Below are 15,930 nucleotides of genomic sequence, written 5' to 3'. Positions count from 1 at the left end.
GGCTCACGCCCGCTGCCCGAACAGCTCCTGCAGCACGTCCTCCATGGTCACCAGTCCGGCCAGCCGGCCGTCGTCGCCGAGCACGGCCGCCAGGTGGGTTCGGCTGCCCCGCATCGCGGTGAGCACGTCGTCCAGCGGTGTGTTCTCCCGGACGCGTGCGATGGCCCGCATGTCCCGCACCCGGAACGGCACGTCCCTGGGGGAGGCGTCCAGCGCGTCCTTGACGTGCAGGTAGCCGACGATGCGGCGGCCCTCGTCCACCACCGGGAAACGGGAGAAGCCCGACTCGGCCGACAGCCGCTCCAGCTCCTCCGGCGTGATGCCCACGCGCGCGTGGACGACGCTCTCCTGCGGGAGCGCCACGTCGCGCACCGGGCGCCGGCCCAGTTCCAGCGCGTCGTTCAGCCGCTCCCGCGCGCGGTCGTCGATCAGGCCCGCCTCGCCCGAGTCCCGCACGATCCGGGCGAGCTCGGCGTCCGAGAACGTGGCCGCGACCTCGTCCTTCGTCTCCACCCGCAACAGCTTCAACAGGGTGTTCGCGAAGGCGTTGACCGTGAAGATCACCGGTCGCAGCGCCCGGGCCAGGGTGACCAGCGGCGGACCGAGCAGCAGCGCGCTGCGCACCGGCTCCGCGAGCGCGATGTTCTTCGGGACCATCTCGCCGAGCAGCATGTGCAGATACGTCGCCAGAGCCAGCGCGATCACGAAGGACACCGCGTGCCCGGCACCGGTCGGCACGCCCACGGCGTGGAACACCGGCTCCAGCAGATGCGCGATCGCCGGTTCCGCGACCACACCCAGCACCAGCGTGCACAGCGTGATGCCGAGCTGCGCGGCCGCCAACAGCGCGGACACGTGCTGCAGACCCCACAGCACGCTCTTCGCCCGCCGGTCGCCCTCCTCCGCATACGGTTCGATCTGCGAACGCCTGACGGAGATCAGCGCGAACTCGGCGCCGACGAAGAAGGCGTTGACGACGAGGGTCGCAAAGCCGATCAGCAGTTGTACGGCGGTCATCGGGCGTCCCCCTGCTCGTCCATCGTGTGGTCCCGGCCGTCCGCGCCGTCCAGCGGTGCGTGCATCAGCACCCGCGCGGCCCGGCGCCCCGAGGCGTCCACGACGTCGAGCCGCCAGCCGGCGACCTCCACGCGGTCACCCACGGCAGGGATACGGCCCAGCTCCGCCGCCACGAGACCGGCCAGCGTCTCGTACGGTCCTTCCGGCGCCCTCAGCCCCACGCGCGCGAGCTGGTCCACCCGCGCCGAACCGTCGGCCGAGTACAGCGACCGGCCCTCGTCGTCACTGCCCGCGGGGGCCAGGTCGGGCGTCTCGTGCGGATCGTGCTCGTCCCGCACCTCGCCGACGACCTCCTCAACGATGTCCTCCAGCGTGGCCACGCCCGCCGTGCCGCCGTACTCGTCGATGACGACGGCCATGGTGCGCTTGCCGGAGAGCCGGTCGAGCAGCCGGTCGACGGTGAGGGACTCCGGGACGAGGAGCGGCTCGCGCATCAGGTCGGAGACAGGGGTGCGGGTGCGGCGTTCGACCGGTATCGCCAGGACGTCCTTGATGTGCGCGGTGCCCACGACCGAGTCGAGGTTGCCGCGGTAGACCGGGAACCGGGACAGCCCGGTCGCCCGGGTCGCGTTCGCCACGTCTGCGCAGGTCGCCTGTACCTCCAGGGCGATGACCTGGACGCGGGGCGTCATCACGTTCTCCGCGGTCAGGTCGGCGAGGTTGAGCGTCCGTACGAACAGCTCGGCGGTGTCCGCCTCCAGGGCGCCCTCCCTGGCGGAGTGCCGGGCCAGCGCCGCCAGCTCCTTGGGGCCGCGCGCGGAGGCCAGCTCCTCGGTGGGCTCCAGGCCGAAGCGGCGCACCACACGGTTCGCGGTGTTGTTCAGGTGGCTGATGAAGGGGCGGAAGGCCGCGCTGAACAGGCGCTGCGCGTTGCCCACCCGCTTGGCGACGGCCAGCGGCGAGGAGATCGCCCAGTTCTTGGGCACCAGCTCGCCGACGACCATCAGGAACAGGGTCGACAGGGCAGTACCGAGCACCAGGGCGAGTGAGCTCGCCACTGAGTGCGAGATGCCGAGTGCCTCCAGCGGACCCGCGATGAGCTTCGCGATCGACGGTTCGGAGAGCATGCCGACGACCAGGTTGGTGACGGTGATGCCCAGCTGGGCGCCGGAGAGCTGGAACGTCAGACTCCGCACGGCCTTCAGGGCGCCCGAAGCGCCCCGCTCGCCGCGCTCCGCCGCCCGCTCCAGTGCGCCCCGCTCGACCGTGGTCAGCGAGAACTCGGCCGCGACGAAAGCGCCACAGGCCAGCGACAGCAGGATCGCCACCAGCAGGAGGAGCACTTCGGTCATCGGGTCACCTCCGTCCCATCGTCGGACAGGGGCGGAAGGATCGCGCGATGTCGTGTACTGCGTGCACTACTGGGAGGCTCGCCCATGGGCGGACGCTCACACCTTTCATTGGAGGACCGAAACCGTCCCCGCAATAGTAAAGGATCGGCAAAGCTGGTCAGTGGGAGAGGTGATTCACCCAGCGCCGACAGTGGTCCTCGGCGCGCAGCACCATGAGTCTTGGCAGCTGACAAGTATCCGGGCGGTTGGCGGTTACAGCGGCTTGACCCAGCGTCGCCAGTGGTCCTCGCGATGGTATCCAGCCGCTGTCCACGTGTGGTGTGCCTGTTCGTTGGCTTCCAGGACCATGGCATCGACGCGTCGTCCGCCGAGGGCGGCGAATCGTTGTTCTGCTGCGTCCAGCAGGGCGGTGGCGATGCCCAGCCGGCGGTGGTCCGGGTGTACGGCGAGTCGGTAGGCGGAGCATCGCCATCCGTCGAAGCCGGCTATGACGGTTCCGGTGAGGAGGCCGTCGCGCTCTGCGAGGAGCAGGGCTTCGGGGTCTCGTGTGATGAGTCGGGCCACTCCGTCGTGGTCGTCGCTGATACTCGTTCCTTCCGCGGCGTCGCGCCAGAACTGCAGCACTGTGTCGATGTCCGAGAGGGCGGCGTGGCGGATGCGAAGATCACTCATGGGGCGAGCCAAGCAGAGCAATCGCCGGTCTGGCGAACGGGTTTCCCTGCCCGGGAACCGAGCGGGGGACAGGCTTGCTCGGTCTGCCGCCGTAGCCGGACGCGTTGCCCGTTACAGCGGAGTGCGGCTCGGCGACCTGTGGGGCGTGGCCGGGCTTCGGCGTGACATCACCGGCGTCTGCCGGGGGGCGCGTGCGTGGTGGACCGCCGGCGAACCGTTCCGCGGACGGGGCAGGAGCATCTGGTGGCCTCCCCTGTGCCGCAGCAGCCGGAGGCGCCGCCCCGCTGACGGGCGCGGCGTGAACACCGGTGTGCCTGCGCCCAGTTGCCCTGTTACCGAATGCGGACAGACCCGACTGAACTACGCCCGCCCGCGCGTCATCTCACGGGGTGCAGCGAAACAGTCGAGGCGGCCGGTCGCCCTGCGGGAGCAGGGGAGGTGCCGCGTCCTGACAGACCATGGGGGACCTTTCATCATGACCACGCACCGTGCCCGCCGTACCACCCGTTCCGCCACCCTGGCCGCCGTCACCGCCGCGCTGGCGCTGGGCCTGACCGCCTGCGGCGGCGCCGACGACGGCTCGAAGGCAGCGGACGGCGGCCACGCCGCTGGTACCGCGCAGAGCCGGTCCGCGTCCGACAGGGACGGCAAGGGCAGCACGGAGCAGGCCAACAACGCTGGTGACACCAAGGAGGGGGCACTCCCGGCGACCGCCTCGGGCGGGACGGACGAGGTCGCGAGCGCGGGCACGACGGCCGGCGCCCAGCAGTGCCGCGGAGACGAGATGCTGGTCACCGCGGTGCACCGGTTCGCCGGTCAGCAGGGCGACCACCTGCTGGTCACCGCGTCGAACGAGGGCACCAAGCCATGCTGGGTCACCTCGTACCCGGCCGTGAAGCTCGGCGAGGACGTCGACGGCGCCGCACTGCCGCACTCGAAGAAGGACAACCCGGGCGGCGACAAGCACATCACGCTCCAGCCCGGAGGCAGGGCATACAGCGCGGTGAACCTCTTCGACTACGGCTCGAAGAACCACACGGCGCACTCGTTCGCCATCGCGCTGCGCGGCACGGACGGTCGCACCGGCCCCTTCTACTCCGTCGACGCCAAGGGCCACAAGCCGCAGTTCAGCTGGAACGAGGCCGACGTGCTGAACTGGAGCACCAAGAAGCCGTACGACTTCTGACGGCCCGTCGGCCAGTGACGCGTCACCGCCTTCCAGCACGTCTACACTCCGCCCACCGTCCGCACCGGATCTCACCGAACCCGGCGGTGGCGCCGGCACGGCCGAAAGATCCGAACCAGTACCGGCGATCAGGCCGCGACCAGCTCCTGCTCGCGGTCCGGCGTCTGGACCGTGGCCTTCTTGTTCGGCAGCGAGAGCCGGAAGACCTTGTGCCACGCGGAGAACACCTGCTTGGGCAGCGGTCCGGTGACGTACTCCAGCTCGTACTTTTCGAACAGCGCGCGCACCTTCACCGCGACCTCGGCGTACCGGTTGCTCGGCAGGTCCGGGAACAGGTGGTGCTCGATCTGGTGCGACAGGTTGCCGGTCATGAAGTGCATGGCCCTGCTGCCGCTGATGTTCGCCGAGCCCATCATCTGGCGCAGGTACCACTGGCCGCGCGTCTCGCCTTTGATCGACCGGCGCTCGAAGACCTGCACGCCCTCGGGGAAGTGCCCGCACATGATCACCGAGTGGGACCAGATGTTGCGGACCAGGTTCGCGGTGAACGTGGCGGCGAGCGTGGGGAGGAACGACGGGCCCGACAGCAGCGGGTGGATCACGTAGTCCTTGAGCACCTGCTTGCGGATCTTGCGGCCCACGGCCTTGGCCCGCTCGCGGAACTCCGGGTTCTTGCGGCGGCGCTTGTGCAGGTTCTTGCCGAGCTCCAGGTCGTACGCCGCGATGCCGTACTCGAAGAAGCAGGCGTTGAGGAAGTTCCACAGCGGCTGGCCGAGGTGGAAGGGGTGCCACTTCTGGTCCTCGTCGACGCGCATGATGCCGTAGCCGAGGTCGTTGTCCTTGCCGATCACGTTGGTGTACGTGTGGTGCAGCTCGTTGTGCGAGTGCTTCCACTGCTCGGACGGCGAGACGTGATCCCACTCCCAGGTGGTGGAGTGGATCTTCGGGTCTCGCATCCAGTCCCACTGGCCGTGCAGGATGTTGTGACCGATCTCCATGTTGTCCATGATCTTCGCCACGGACAGACCGGCGGTGCCGATCAGCCACGCGGGCGGGAAGATCGAGAACAGCAGTACGCCCCTGCTGACCAGCTCGAGCTTGCGCTGCGCCGAGATGACCTTGCGGATGTAGGCGGCGTCCTTCTCGCCGCGGGCGGCGATCACCTCGTCGCGGATTGCGTCCAGCTCGCGGCCGAGCTCCTCGATCTGCTCCGCGGTCAGGTGGGCGGTGGGGTCGATGGCGGTCAAGGTGCTCCTACCGGTCGATGTCGCAGGGGCCCGCCGCGGCGGACACGCAGGTCTGGATGAGGACGCCCGGCTCGGCCTCGGTGATCTCGCCGGTGCGCAGGTCGCGGACGGCGCCCGCCTTGAGCGGCGTGACGCAGCCGAAGCAGATGCCCATGCGGCACCCGGAGGGCATGAGCACGCCGGCTTCCTCGCCGATGTCCAGCAACGGCGTGGCGCCGTCCGCGTCGACGGTCTTGCCGGTGGCGCTGAATGTGACCTCGCCGCCGTCGCCGGCGACGACGATGCTGGGGCGGAAGCGTTCGGTGTGCAGACGCTCTGGTACGCCGTGCTCGCTCCAGTGCTTTTCGGCGGCGTCGAGCAGGCCCGCGGGCCCGCAGGCCCAGGTCTCGCGCTCGGCCCAGTCGGGCACGAGTTCGTCGAGACGGGCGATGTCGAGCATGCCGTCTGTGTCGGTGTGCACCTCGGTGAGCCGCAGCTTCTTGTCCGCGACCAGGTCGTGCAGTTCATTGCGGAAGATCACGTCTTGCGGCTGTGGCGCGCAGTGGACCATGACGACGTCGTCCAACTCGGTGTCGCGCAGCATGCCCATCACCGGCGTGATGCCGCTGCCGGCCGTCAGGTAGAGCACCTTGGCGGGCTTGGCCTGCGGCAGCACGAAGTCACCGGTCGGCTGGTCGAGCTGGATCAGCGTGCCCGGTCTCGTCCTGCGGACCAGGTGGTTGCTGACCTTGCCGTCCGGGATCGCCTTCACGGTGATCGTGACGCGGCCGTCCTGGCGCTTTGCCGGTGAAGTGAGCGAGTAGGCACGCCACAGGCGCACCCCGTCGACGTCGACCCCGATCCGCACGTACTGACCGGCCGTGTGGCCGCGCCAGCCCCGTCCCGGCCTGATCACGATGGTCGCGGCGTCACCCGTCTCGGGGTGCACGGCCTCGATGCGCCCACGCAGGTCAGCGCCCGCGCGCAACGGGCTGACCAGGTCGAGGTAGTCCGACGGCAGCAGCGGCGTCGTGACCATCTCCAGCAGTTTCCACGCCCTGCTGCGGAGGGCTGCACTCGTCATGACTCCAGCTTGCTGCGCCTCAAGGCGTAAAGTCCTGACCGCAGGACGTAAATCTGGTCGGCAGAATTGTTCGCAGGGAACAAAAACGTGAGCCATGCAATCCGGAGGGCCAGCGAACTGGCCCTGGATGAGACGACCGTCACCGCACTTCGGGCCGTGCTGAAGACCACCGCCGACGAGGTCGTCCAGGCGATCATCGACGAGGTCCCTCCCTACGCCAACGCCCTTTCGGGCCGCATGGGCGCCACCATCCGCCGAGCCGTCCGCACCGCCCTGGGGCACTACCTGGACCTCGCGAGCGGGAACGCCACAGGCGGCGACGCCGGTGACGCGGCCTACGAGCTGGGCCGCGGCGAGGTGCGAGACGGCCGTTCGATGGACGCTCTGCTCAGCGCCTACCGCGTCGGCGCCCGCGTGGCCTGGCGATGCCTGGCAGCGGGTGCCGTACCCGCAGGTCTGCCCGCCGCCGAGGTCGCCAAGTTCGCCGAGCTGACCTTCGCGTACATCGACGAGCTCTCCGCCGCGAGCGCCGCGGGCCACGCCGACGAACTGGCCGCCCGGGGCAGGGCCCAGGAGCGCCACCTGGAACACCTGGCCCGCGACCTCTTCGCCGGCGCGAGCCCGGACGTGCTGCTGGCCTCTGCTCAACGGGCCGGGTGGCAGCCTCCGGTTTCGCTGACCGCGGTCCTGCTGCCCGCCGCCCAGGCCCGGCCTGCCTACCGTGCGCTCGACCCGAGCACCCTCGTCCTCGACGATCTGCCGGACGCCACCGGTGTGCTGCTGGTCCCCGATGCCGACCGATCACATCTCTTGCGGCAGCTGACCGACCGCACCGCCGTGGTCGGCCCGGCCCGGCCATGGACTCGTGCGTCCGCCTCGTACGCACGAGCCGTACGCGCGCGCTCCCTCTCCTCTGACATTCGCGACACCGAGGACCACCTGCCCGAGCTGGTGCTGAGCGCCGACGCGGACGCGTACGCAGACCTGCGTGCCCGAGCCCTCGCACCGTTGCGGACCTTGCCCGTCGCGACCGCACGGCGGCTGGAGGAGACGTTGCGGGCGTGGCTGCTGCACCAGGGCAGGCGGGACGAGGTGGCGGCGGCGTTGTTCGTCCATCCCCAGACGGTCCGGTACCGGGTGTCGCAGCTGCGGGAGCTGTTTCCGGATCTCGCATCGCCACACCGGGTCCTTGAACTGACGCTGGCGGTCGGTCTTCGGGTCGGCTGACGCGTACTTCGACCGTCCACGACCGCGTCCGCGAGCGGTCCAGGAATCCGCTGAGACCAGGGGTTGACGTGAAGACCAGACAACGCCTCGGGAAGCCCGTCGGGGCCCTGTCTCTGAGAAGCGCGGTGGCGGATACGGCTCGACTGGATCCGGTGGACGATGCGCCCCGTGTCTCCCTTCCGGCAGGTCAACCGGACGACCGACCGGGCCGGCCTGGCACACCGCGCGAGGGATGATGGGGGTGGAATGACGGAACGTGAAGTCAGGAGCTTCCATGACGAAGCGGGTTCACCGACCCCGTGAGGACGCGGAGTTCAATTTCATCCTCGGGATGAGCGCGGTTCCGGTCCTCGCGTACTTCACCGGGACATGGCCCAAGGCAATCGAGCCCTGCCGGGTGATGGACCTCGTCGTGGGTGGCATCGCCGACGACTACATGGGCCGCCTGACGGCCGTCCGCGCCGACATCACGCGTTGTCCGGCTGCGACCGAGCGATACGGGATCACCGGAGCCCCGTCCTACGTCCTGCTGAAGGAGGGAGAGGCGGTGGCGCACGGCACGGGGCCCATGACCACCACCGAGGTACGGAAGTTCCTGGACGGCCACCTCTGAGCTGCCGCTGCGGCACATGGCCGCGACGCCCGTCACGTCTCGGCCATGGGAGCTGCGCCGCCTGAGACACCTTGGGGCTGAGACACCCCCACAGGTCACATAACGCCGTCCAGGACCACGCCGGGCGGCAGGCGCGTGGCGGCCACGGCCAGGTCCATCCGGAGCGTGGTGACGTCGCGGCCGGTACGCGACTGCAGCCGGACGCTGTCCTCGGTCCGTCACGGCACGGTCCGGTGGCCATCGACCTTCGGCTCGCCCGCCCAGCCCGGCCGCAGGTCGGACTCAGGCACGGGCGTGGTCATGCATCGGCTCCGGGCAGAGTCCACGTCACACCGCATGCTTTCCACCCGGCGGGTACGCCACCTGGGTGGCCGGGCCGTTCGCGTCACGCTCCACCCCGAGCGGGTCGACGAAGACGAACAGGCGGCCCGGCCGTGCTCCTGCTGCGGCACCGACCTCCTGCGGCACTGGCACGGCTCGCTGATGACCGGCCTCTGGAACGGGGCCACACGCTTCCCCAAGGCGCCGGGGCAGCCGGCTCCCGGGCCGGGGGGCGTGGGGTGCCTGGGGCGAGCGCCGTGGGGTGAACCGGCGCGGGAAAGGCCGGGCCGGGCCCCTCGAACGCGCGACGTGTTTCGACCCGCGTGGGTGTGAAGCGTCCGCCGGCCGGGCGTAGCGGTGCGCCTGGCAGGTTGCCGTCGAGGTCCGATCGTCGGCGGGCGCGGGGCTGACCGGGCCGGCACCGAAGCGCAACGGAGGCGGCATGAACTCTCCTCACCGGCAAGGGACTTGAGAACGCGCCGCGATTCCCTCACTCGTGCGCGATGGCCGCCAGCACATTCATGCGGGATGCACGCAACGCCGGCAGCAGTGCTGCCACGATGCCCACCACCGCCGAACCGACCACCACCGCGGCGATCGTGGTCCACGGGATCGCGAGCGCCTTCATGCCCTGCAGCGCCAGCACCTGCTGGGTGCACACGCCCCAGATCAGGCCCAGTGCCAGGCCCAGCACCGCGCCGAACACCGCGATCACCACCGACTCCAGCCGGATCATCCGGCGCAACTGCCGCCGGGCGAGCCCGATGGCCCGCAGCAGTCCGATCTCCCGAGTGCGCTCCACGACTGACAGGGCAAGGGTGTTGACGACGCCGAGCACCGCGATGATGATCGCCAGCCCGAGCAGCGCGTACACGAGATAGAGCAGTACGGCGATCTGGTCGTGCACCAGCTTCTTGTAGTCGGCCTGGTCGCGGACCTGGACCTGGGGGTACGGGTCGAGCGTCTTCTCCAGGCGGGAGCGCAACTGGTCGGGGCTGGTGCCGGGGGCGGCGTTGACGTAGAGCGCGGAGTCCTGGCCGCCCGGGACGTACTTCTCGATCGTCGAGAGACCGACGAAGAGCCCGCCCTGCATCCCGAACCCGTTGGCGCCGCCCTGGTCGGTGAGGGCGGCGACCTTGAGGGTGGTCTTCCGTCCGGCGGGGAACTCGACCGGGATCGTGCTGCCGATCCGGACGTGGTGGTCCTTCGCGAACTCGACGTCCATGGCGATGTTGCCGTCCGCGAGCGCCGCCGCCGTGTTTCCGGCCGCGTACGTCACGTGTGCGACGTCGTCGACCCCGTCGCCGTAGCCAGCGGCGGTCGTCTTGACGCGCTTGCCGTCCGGCAGCCGTACGGCGATCGGGGTGAACCGCTGCCGCACCACGTCCCCCACGCCCTTCGTGTGGCGCACCTTGTCGGTGACCTCCTGGGAGAACGGCACGAAGTTGCTGTTCTGGACGATGAAGTCGGCGCCGAGGGTCTTGTCGATCTGCTGGTCGAAGGACTTGGACATGGAGGCGCTGGCCACCGACATGCCGCCGACCAGGGCCAGGCCCACCATGAGGGCGGCCGCGGTGGCACCCGTGCGGCGCGGGTTGCGCAGCGCGTTGCGCTGGCTCATGCGGCCGACCGGGCCGAACAGGGCGGGGAAGGCCCCGCCGAGGACCCGGATGACGGGGCGGACGAGGATCGGGCCCGCGATCACGGTCGCGATCAGCGTCAGGACGACGCCGAGCCCCAGCAGGGAGGCCGCCGAGGCCGTCTTCGACGCGGTGGCACAGCCGACGAGCGCCGCGGCGCCGAGCACTCCGACCACCGAGCCCACGATCGCCCGCGTCCGCAACGGCCGCCCCACACCGGCGATCTCGGCGTCCGCGAGTGCGGCCATGGGCGAGACACCCGCCGCGCGCCGGGCCGGGAGGTACGCCGCGACGAAGGTGACGCCGATCCCGACGACGTACGCCGCCACCGGGGTGCCCCAACCGACCACCATCTCCGCGGTCTTGAGGTTCATGCCGAACGTGCCCATGAGTTTGATCAGCCCGGCCGCGAGCCCGATGCCCACGGCGAGGCCCAGCGTCGAGCCGACCAGGCCGAGCAGAAGAGCCTCGGTGAGCACGGACCGCCGCACCTGGCGCCGGTCCGCGCCGAGGGCCCTGAGCAGTCCGAGTTCACGGGTGCGCTGGGCGATCAGCATGGAGAACGTGTTGACGATCAGGAAGACGCCGACCAGGACGGCGATCCCGGCGAAGCCGAGCATCACGTACTTGATGACGTCGAGGAATCCGCCGAGGTCCTGCGCGGCCGACTTGGCCTGTTCGTCGGCGGTCTTGATGTCGTGGCCGCGGGTGCCGACCGCGGCGGTGACCCGGCTCTTGAGCGTCGCGTCGCTCACGCCCTTGGCCGCGTCCACCGAAATACTGGTCGCCTTGCCCGCCGAGCCGAGCAGTTGTGTCGGGGCCGTCTTCGGGTCGAGGAAGACCAGGGCCGCACCCGGGTTGGTCGTGGTGAAGGTGGCGATGCCGACGATCTCGACCTGGAAGCTGCCCGGCTGGGCGAGCACGGTCAGGGTGTCGCCGATCCGCACGTGCTTCTTGTCGGCGGTGTCGGCGTCCAGGAGCGCCTCGCCGCGGCCGTGCGGGGCGTGCCCCGAGGTCAGCTTCACCGGGCTGCGGGCGGTGAGGTACCAGTCGGAGGCGATGGTGGGCGCGCCGGTGGTCGGCCCGACCGACTTGTTCCTGCTGTCGACGACCGTGATGTTCTGGACGCTCACGTCCGGGTGCGCCGACGCGACCCCGTCGACCTTCGCCACCCGGGCGGCGAGCGAGGCGGGCACGGTGTCGACCGCCCCCGTCGGCACCTGCGACTTGAGGTCCTCCTTCGGCTCCACCGTCACATCGGCGGAGGTGGAGGCGAACAGCCGGTCGAAGGTGCGGGTGACCGTGTCGGAGAAGATCAGGCTGCCCGCGACGAACGCCACGGACAGCACGATCGCCAGCGCGGAGAGCAGCAGCCGCCCCTTGTGGGCGAGGAAGCTGCGGAGCGTCGCCTTCAGCACGGTTCAGTCCTTGTCGAAGGTGTCGAGGGTGTCGAGGGGCACGTCGGTACCGGTCACGCCGTCGGAGGGGGCGCCGTCGCCCTCGAACTTGCTGCGGATCACGTCGAACCGCTTCATCCGCTCCAGCACCGCCTCCGCCGACGGCTGCTCCATCTCGTCGACGATGCGCCCGTCCCCGAGGAAGACCACCAGGTCGGAGTGGGCGGCGGCGCCGGGGTCGTGAGTGACCATCACGACGGTCTGGCCCAGCTGGTCGACGGCATCCCGCAGGAAGCCGAGAACCTCCAGGCCGGCCCGCGAGTCGAGGTTGCCGGTCGGCTCGTCGGCGAAGATCAGCTCGGGCCGGGAGGCCAGCGCCCGCGCGCAGGCCACGCGTTGCTGCTGACCGCCCGACAACTCGGCGGGCCGGTGCTTCAGCCGGTCGCGCAGCCCCAGCGTGTCGATGACCTGGTCCAGCCACTTCTCGTCGGGCTTCTTGCCCGCGATGTCCATGGGCAGGGTGATGTTCTCGGCCGCGTTCAGCGTCGGAATGAGGTTGAACGACTGGAACATGAAGCCGATCCGGTCCCGGCGCAGACGCGTCAGCTCGCGGTCCTTCAGCCCGGTGATCTCGGTGTCGCCGAGCCACACCTGGCCGGCCGACACCGTGTCGAGGCCCGCCAGACAGTGCATCAGCGTGGACTTCCCGGAACCCGAGGGCCCCATGACCGCGGTGAAGCGGCCGCGCGCGATGTCGACGTCCACCGAGTCGAGGGCCAGCACGGTTGTCTCGCCCGAGCCGTACGCCTTGGTCAGACCGCGGGCGCGGGCCGCGATCCCGTCGGCCGACGCATGGCCCCGGGCCTGCTCCGCAGCAGGTGTGGACAAGGCTGCCTCCTCGCTCACGTGGACGTACGGACTCCTTCGTCCCGGCCGAGCGTAGTGTGATCCGGCCCACAGTCGAAATCCTCCGTGAGTGCGGGCGGGTCTCCACCCCAGGTCGTGCCCCTGATGCCGGTGTAAGGGGCACTCTCCACCCGTCGGGGGCCTCTTGTCGGTGCTAGCGCCTTGGTGCTAGCTTCTAGGTATGGCGAAGACCCAGTTGAACGTACGAGTGGACGAAGGCACCGCCCGCGCCGCCCGCGAGCGTGCGCTGGCCCGCGGCGTGAGCGTCAATCGCTATATAGAAGAGCTGGTCAGACAGGACACCGGCGAGGTGGGCCACACGTTCGTCGAGGCCGCCGCCGACTTCATGAAGCAGTACGAGGCCGTCTTCGCGGAGGAGTTCGAGACGGACCGCGAGGCCGGGCGCGACGAAGGTCGTCACTGATCCCTTGAGTCATCTCAGAATCGACCTCGCCTGGCTCCTCATGCTCGCCGAACAGAACACGCCAGGGGACCCCCAGGTCACCGACTGGGGTGCCCTGGTCGCCGCGGTCGCACGCCACGAGGCGGAGATATTCGACGTCCCCGTCTACGACAGCCCGCACGCGCGTGCGGCCTCGCTGCTCCAGCTCCTCCTGCACGTCCCGGCGCTGGAGCGCTCGAACGCGCTGTTCGCCTCCGCCGTCGCGTACGCCTACCTGGTCGCCAGCGGCCTCAAGGTCACCACCTCGCCCGTGCAGGTCCGCGAACTGGCCCGTCTGGTCAAGAGCGGCGAGGCCTCGGTGTACGACATCGCGGCGGAGCTGCGGCAATGGACGGTGTGATCAGCCGGCCGTGATCACTTCTTCGCGGCCGGGTCCCCGGCATCGCCCTCGGCATCCCTGACCTGCGGCCGCCACGCCGTGCCGAGCACGCAGTACGAGGTGGGCAGCTTCGGCCCCGTCTCCGGCATCAGCACCCGCCGGTAGGGGCCGAGTTCGAATCCGGCGTCCCGCAGCGCGGCGATCGGGTCGCGGGCCAGATGGCAGCCGCCGTTGAGCGGCGGCCACAGTGTGCGGTCCAGGGCGCGCTGGGTGAAGGTCATCGCCGGCCCGCCACCCCGGCCGTGCTCGAAGAACCGTACGACTCCACCGGGTCGCAGCACACGCCGTAGCTCGGCCAGCGCCCGCGGCACGTCCCGCACACTGCACAGCACCAGCGAGACCACCGCCGCGTCGAAGGCCTCGCTCTTGACGGGCAGTGCCTCCGCGGCCGCCGGCACGACATCCACGGGCACCTGGGAGCGCAGCGCGGCCTCGACGGCCAACTGCCGCAGCCGGCGCTCGGGTTCGAGTGCGACGACTTCCGAGACGGTGCCCGGATAGTGCGCGAAGTTCAGGCCGTTGCCCGCGCCGATCTCGATGACCCGCCCGGACAGCCCGGTCAGGAGCCGGTCGCGGACGGCGCCCATGCCCATCCGGGTCTCGGCCCCCACGCTGACCCGGGCGTAGAACCGGGCGAACAGCGGGTGGTGCACGGGATCCCGCGCCACCTTGGTGGCACCGGGTGACGACAGCGGCATGAGGACCTCCCTGACAGGATGTTCCTTACCGCGATTGTCCCCCGTACGGGCCCCTCGCACCCCCTCCTGCGGCGTCACGCCCGGTTGCGGCTGTCCGGCGGAGGGGGATGGAACCGGCCGCCGGTGCGACGGACGGTCTCCGCGTGGGAGCGGCGGCGGCGACCGGTGATGCGACGGCGGCGGCGACGGCTGCGAGGCCACCGGTCAGAAGAACACGGCGAGTTGGGCGGACGGGACGCATCGCGCTCCTTCCGTGGCCGGACACGCGGCCTCGTGGAAGGCGCCCCCGCCGGGCCTGCTCATCGTCAAGTCCATCGTCAAGTCCCTTGCACTGTAGGCCACTTGCTCGAAGGGGCCGCGCGATTGAGCGGCGCAGACCGGCCACCCCGCATCCGTCCGCGTCCGCGCCTCACCCCCATGGCTCATCCGAATGGCAGATCGGGCGCCCATCGTCATGATTTCAATGCAGAGCATGGCGACATCCGGGAAATACCCTGCTTTTCGCGGCCATGTGGACACGCCGCACCACGACGGCTCACTCAAGGCACGACGAAGGGTGTCGCATGACAGATCCACGCCGCTGGGTGCGGCGTCCCGCCCGGTTCGTCCTCGCCTCGCTCGCCGTTTCGGCCGCACTGCTCGCGGCCGGTCTTTCGCAGCCGGCGCCCGCGGCCGCGGCGGCGCCCACCTCGGCCGAGATCGCCGTCATGGACACCGCTGACGCCACCGACGCCACCGACAGCGGCGCACCGGCCGACGTCACCACCGTCTCCACGGGATGGCAGACGCCTTGGGACATCACCTTCATGCCGGACGGACGCTCGGCACTGGTGACCCAGCGACTCGACTCCCAGGTCTTCCGCCTCGACCGCGACGGCACCAAGAAGAGGGTCGGCGAGGTGCCGTACACCGTCCCCGAGCCCTATGACGACGGCCCCGGCGGTCTGCTGGGTGTCGCTCCGTCACCGACCTGGAACGGCAAGACGGACAAGCAGGTGTTCTTCGTGCACACCACGAGAACTGAGACCCGCATCGTCCGCATGGACTACGACGGCAAGTCGCTCAGCCATTACAAGACACTGATCACGGGTATCAAGAGGATCGGGAACCACAACGGCGGACAGATCGTCTTCGGCCCCGACGGATACCTCTACGTCTCGACCGGCGAGGCCTATCAGCCGAAGCTCGCGCAGGACAAGAAGTCGCTCAACGGAAAGATCCTCCGGATCACCAGGACCGGCGCCGCGGCCCCGGGCAACCCGTTCGGCAACCGCGTCTACAGCTACGGGCACCGCAATCCGGAGGGCCTGGCCTTCGACAGCAACGGCCACCTGTGGGAGGCGGAGATCGGCGACCAGACGTGGGACGAGGTCAACCTCATCAAGCCGGGCGGCAACTACGGCTGGCCCACCTGCGAGGGTTCCTGCGGCCGCAAGGGCCTGACCGACCCGAGCGTCGTCTTCGCCCCCGGGTCGGGGGGAGTGCCCGCGCAGATCGCCGTCGTGCACAACGTCCTCTACGTCTCCTGCCTCCGCGGCAAGCGGCTGTGGCGCATCCCGATCGACGGGAACAGTGAGCGCGTCGGCAAGCCGGTCGACTTCTACGCCGGCCAGTTCGGCCGCCTGCGCGGCATCGCGAAGGTGCCCGGCTCGGACGAACTGTGGCTCGGCACCAGCGACGCCGGATACGGCAAGGACAAGATCCTCCGCGTGTCCATCAGATGACCCCGCCCGGAGATCCCCCCACTGA

Annotated in this window: 15 protein-coding genes; 6 read left to right on the top strand and 9 right to left on the bottom strand. The window is 70.1% G+C overall.

Going from position 1 to position 15,930, the window contains the following annotated elements; genetic code table 11:
* Positions 1-3: 3 nt before the first annotated feature.
* From OG870_RS07280 to OG870_RS07270, 3 genes are all read right to left on the bottom strand, one after another.
* Positions 4-1,017 carry a hemolysin family protein gene (locus tag OG870_RS07280; RefSeq protein ID WP_266527590.1) on the bottom strand — a complete coding sequence of 338 codons (1,014 nt, stop codon included), beginning with the start codon at positions 1,015-1,017 and terminating at the stop codon, positions 4-6.
* A complete protein-coding gene (locus OG870_RS07275; protein ID WP_266527588.1) occupies positions 1,014-2,369 on the bottom strand; it encodes a hemolysin family protein in 1,356 nt (451 codons plus the stop codon). Before OG870_RS07275 ends, OG870_RS07280 begins: the two co-directional genes overlap by 4 nt.
* A gap of 252 nt (positions 2,370-2,621) precedes the next feature.
* A complete protein-coding gene (locus OG870_RS07270) occupies positions 2,622-3,041 on the bottom strand; it encodes a GNAT family N-acetyltransferase (RefSeq protein ID WP_266586259.1) in 420 nt (139 codons plus the stop codon).
* A 475-nt stretch (positions 3,042-3,516) separates the two neighbouring features.
* Between OG870_RS07270 and OG870_RS07265 the strand changes: the two genes are divergently transcribed.
* Positions 3,517-4,227 carry a DUF4232 domain-containing protein gene (locus tag OG870_RS07265; protein ID WP_327690773.1) on the top strand — a complete coding sequence of 237 codons (711 nt, stop codon included), beginning with the start codon at positions 3,517-3,519 and terminating at the stop codon, positions 4,225-4,227.
* A gap of 128 nt (positions 4,228-4,355) precedes the next feature.
* Here OG870_RS07265 and OG870_RS07260 read toward each other — a convergent pair whose 3' ends face one another.
* Positions 4,356-5,474, bottom strand: a complete 1,119-nt coding sequence (locus OG870_RS07260; protein WP_327690772.1) for a fatty acid desaturase family protein — start codon at positions 5,472-5,474, stop codon at positions 4,356-4,358.
* A gap of 7 nt (positions 5,475-5,481) precedes the next feature.
* Positions 5,482-6,537 (bottom strand): ferredoxin reductase, encoded by a 1,056-nt coding sequence (locus OG870_RS07255; protein WP_327690771.1) that lies wholly within the window; start codon positions 6,535-6,537, stop codon positions 5,482-5,484.
* 87 nt (positions 6,538-6,624) lie between these two features.
* Here OG870_RS07255 and OG870_RS07250 point away from each other — a divergent pair, with 87 nt between their 5' ends.
* Together OG870_RS07250 and OG870_RS07245 are read left to right on the top strand one after the other, a co-directional pair.
* Positions 6,625-7,764: a PucR family transcriptional regulator gene (locus OG870_RS07250; protein ID WP_327690770.1), complete on the top strand. Its 1,140-nt coding sequence runs from the start codon at positions 6,625-6,627 to the stop codon at positions 7,762-7,764.
* Positions 7,765-8,038: 274 nt separating this feature from the next.
* Positions 8,039-8,377 carry a thioredoxin family protein gene (locus OG870_RS07245; RefSeq protein WP_266527572.1) on the top strand — a complete coding sequence of 113 codons (339 nt, stop codon included), beginning with the start codon at positions 8,039-8,041 and terminating at the stop codon, positions 8,375-8,377.
* 327 nt (positions 8,378-8,704) lie between these two features.
* Here OG870_RS07245 and OG870_RS07240 read toward each other — a convergent pair whose 3' ends face one another.
* The 3 genes from OG870_RS07240 to OG870_RS07230 all read right to left on the bottom strand — a co-directional run bounded on the left by OG870_RS07240 (position 8,705) and on the right by OG870_RS07230 (position 12,623).
* Positions 8,705-8,851 (bottom strand): hypothetical protein, encoded by a 147-nt coding sequence (locus tag OG870_RS07240; RefSeq protein WP_327690769.1) that lies wholly within the window; start codon positions 8,849-8,851, stop codon positions 8,705-8,707.
* Positions 8,852-9,188: 337 nt separating this feature from the next.
* Complete coding sequence (locus OG870_RS07235) at positions 9,189-11,756, bottom strand: ABC transporter permease (RefSeq protein ID WP_266527567.1); 2,568 nt, start codon at positions 11,754-11,756, stop codon at positions 9,189-9,191.
* Positions 11,757-11,759: 3 nt separating this feature from the next.
* Complete coding sequence (locus tag OG870_RS07230) at positions 11,760-12,623, bottom strand: ABC transporter ATP-binding protein (RefSeq protein ID WP_266586269.1); 864 nt, start codon at positions 12,621-12,623, stop codon at positions 11,760-11,762.
* Between the two features lie 199 nt (positions 12,624-12,822).
* Between OG870_RS07230 and OG870_RS07225 the strand changes: the two genes are divergently transcribed.
* Both OG870_RS07225 and OG870_RS07220 read left to right on the top strand, forming a co-directional pair.
* Positions 12,823-13,065, top strand: coding sequence for a toxin-antitoxin system HicB family antitoxin (locus tag OG870_RS07225; protein WP_266527563.1), 243 nt, complete (start codon positions 12,823-12,825; stop codon positions 13,063-13,065).
* 4 nt (positions 13,066-13,069) lie between these two features.
* Complete coding sequence (locus OG870_RS07220) at positions 13,070-13,444, top strand: fic family toxin-antitoxin system, toxin component (RefSeq protein WP_266527561.1); 375 nt, start codon at positions 13,070-13,072, stop codon at positions 13,442-13,444.
* Between the two features lie 14 nt (positions 13,445-13,458).
* Here the strand turns inward: OG870_RS07220 and OG870_RS07215 are convergent, their stop codons facing one another.
* The gene (locus OG870_RS07215; protein WP_266527559.1) at positions 13,459-14,181 is read right to left on the bottom strand and encodes a class I SAM-dependent methyltransferase; all 723 of its coding nucleotides are present in this window, start codon (positions 14,179-14,181) and stop codon (positions 13,459-13,461) included.
* A 563-nt stretch (positions 14,182-14,744) separates the two neighbouring features.
* Here OG870_RS07215 and OG870_RS07210 point away from each other — a divergent pair.
* Positions 14,745-15,905: a PQQ-dependent sugar dehydrogenase gene (locus OG870_RS07210; RefSeq protein WP_266841560.1), complete on the top strand. Its 1,161-nt coding sequence runs from the start codon at positions 14,745-14,747 to the stop codon at positions 15,903-15,905.
* Positions 15,906-15,930 lie beyond the last annotated feature (25 nt).

The organism is Streptomyces sp. NBC_00461 (genome assembly GCF_036013935.1).
In the GTDB taxonomy this organism is placed as follows: Bacteria; Actinomycetota; Actinomycetes; order Streptomycetales; family Streptomycetaceae; genus Streptomyces.
Note: the sequence above shows the minus strand (reverse complement) of the source record. Positions and strands in the feature narration are given on the sequence as shown.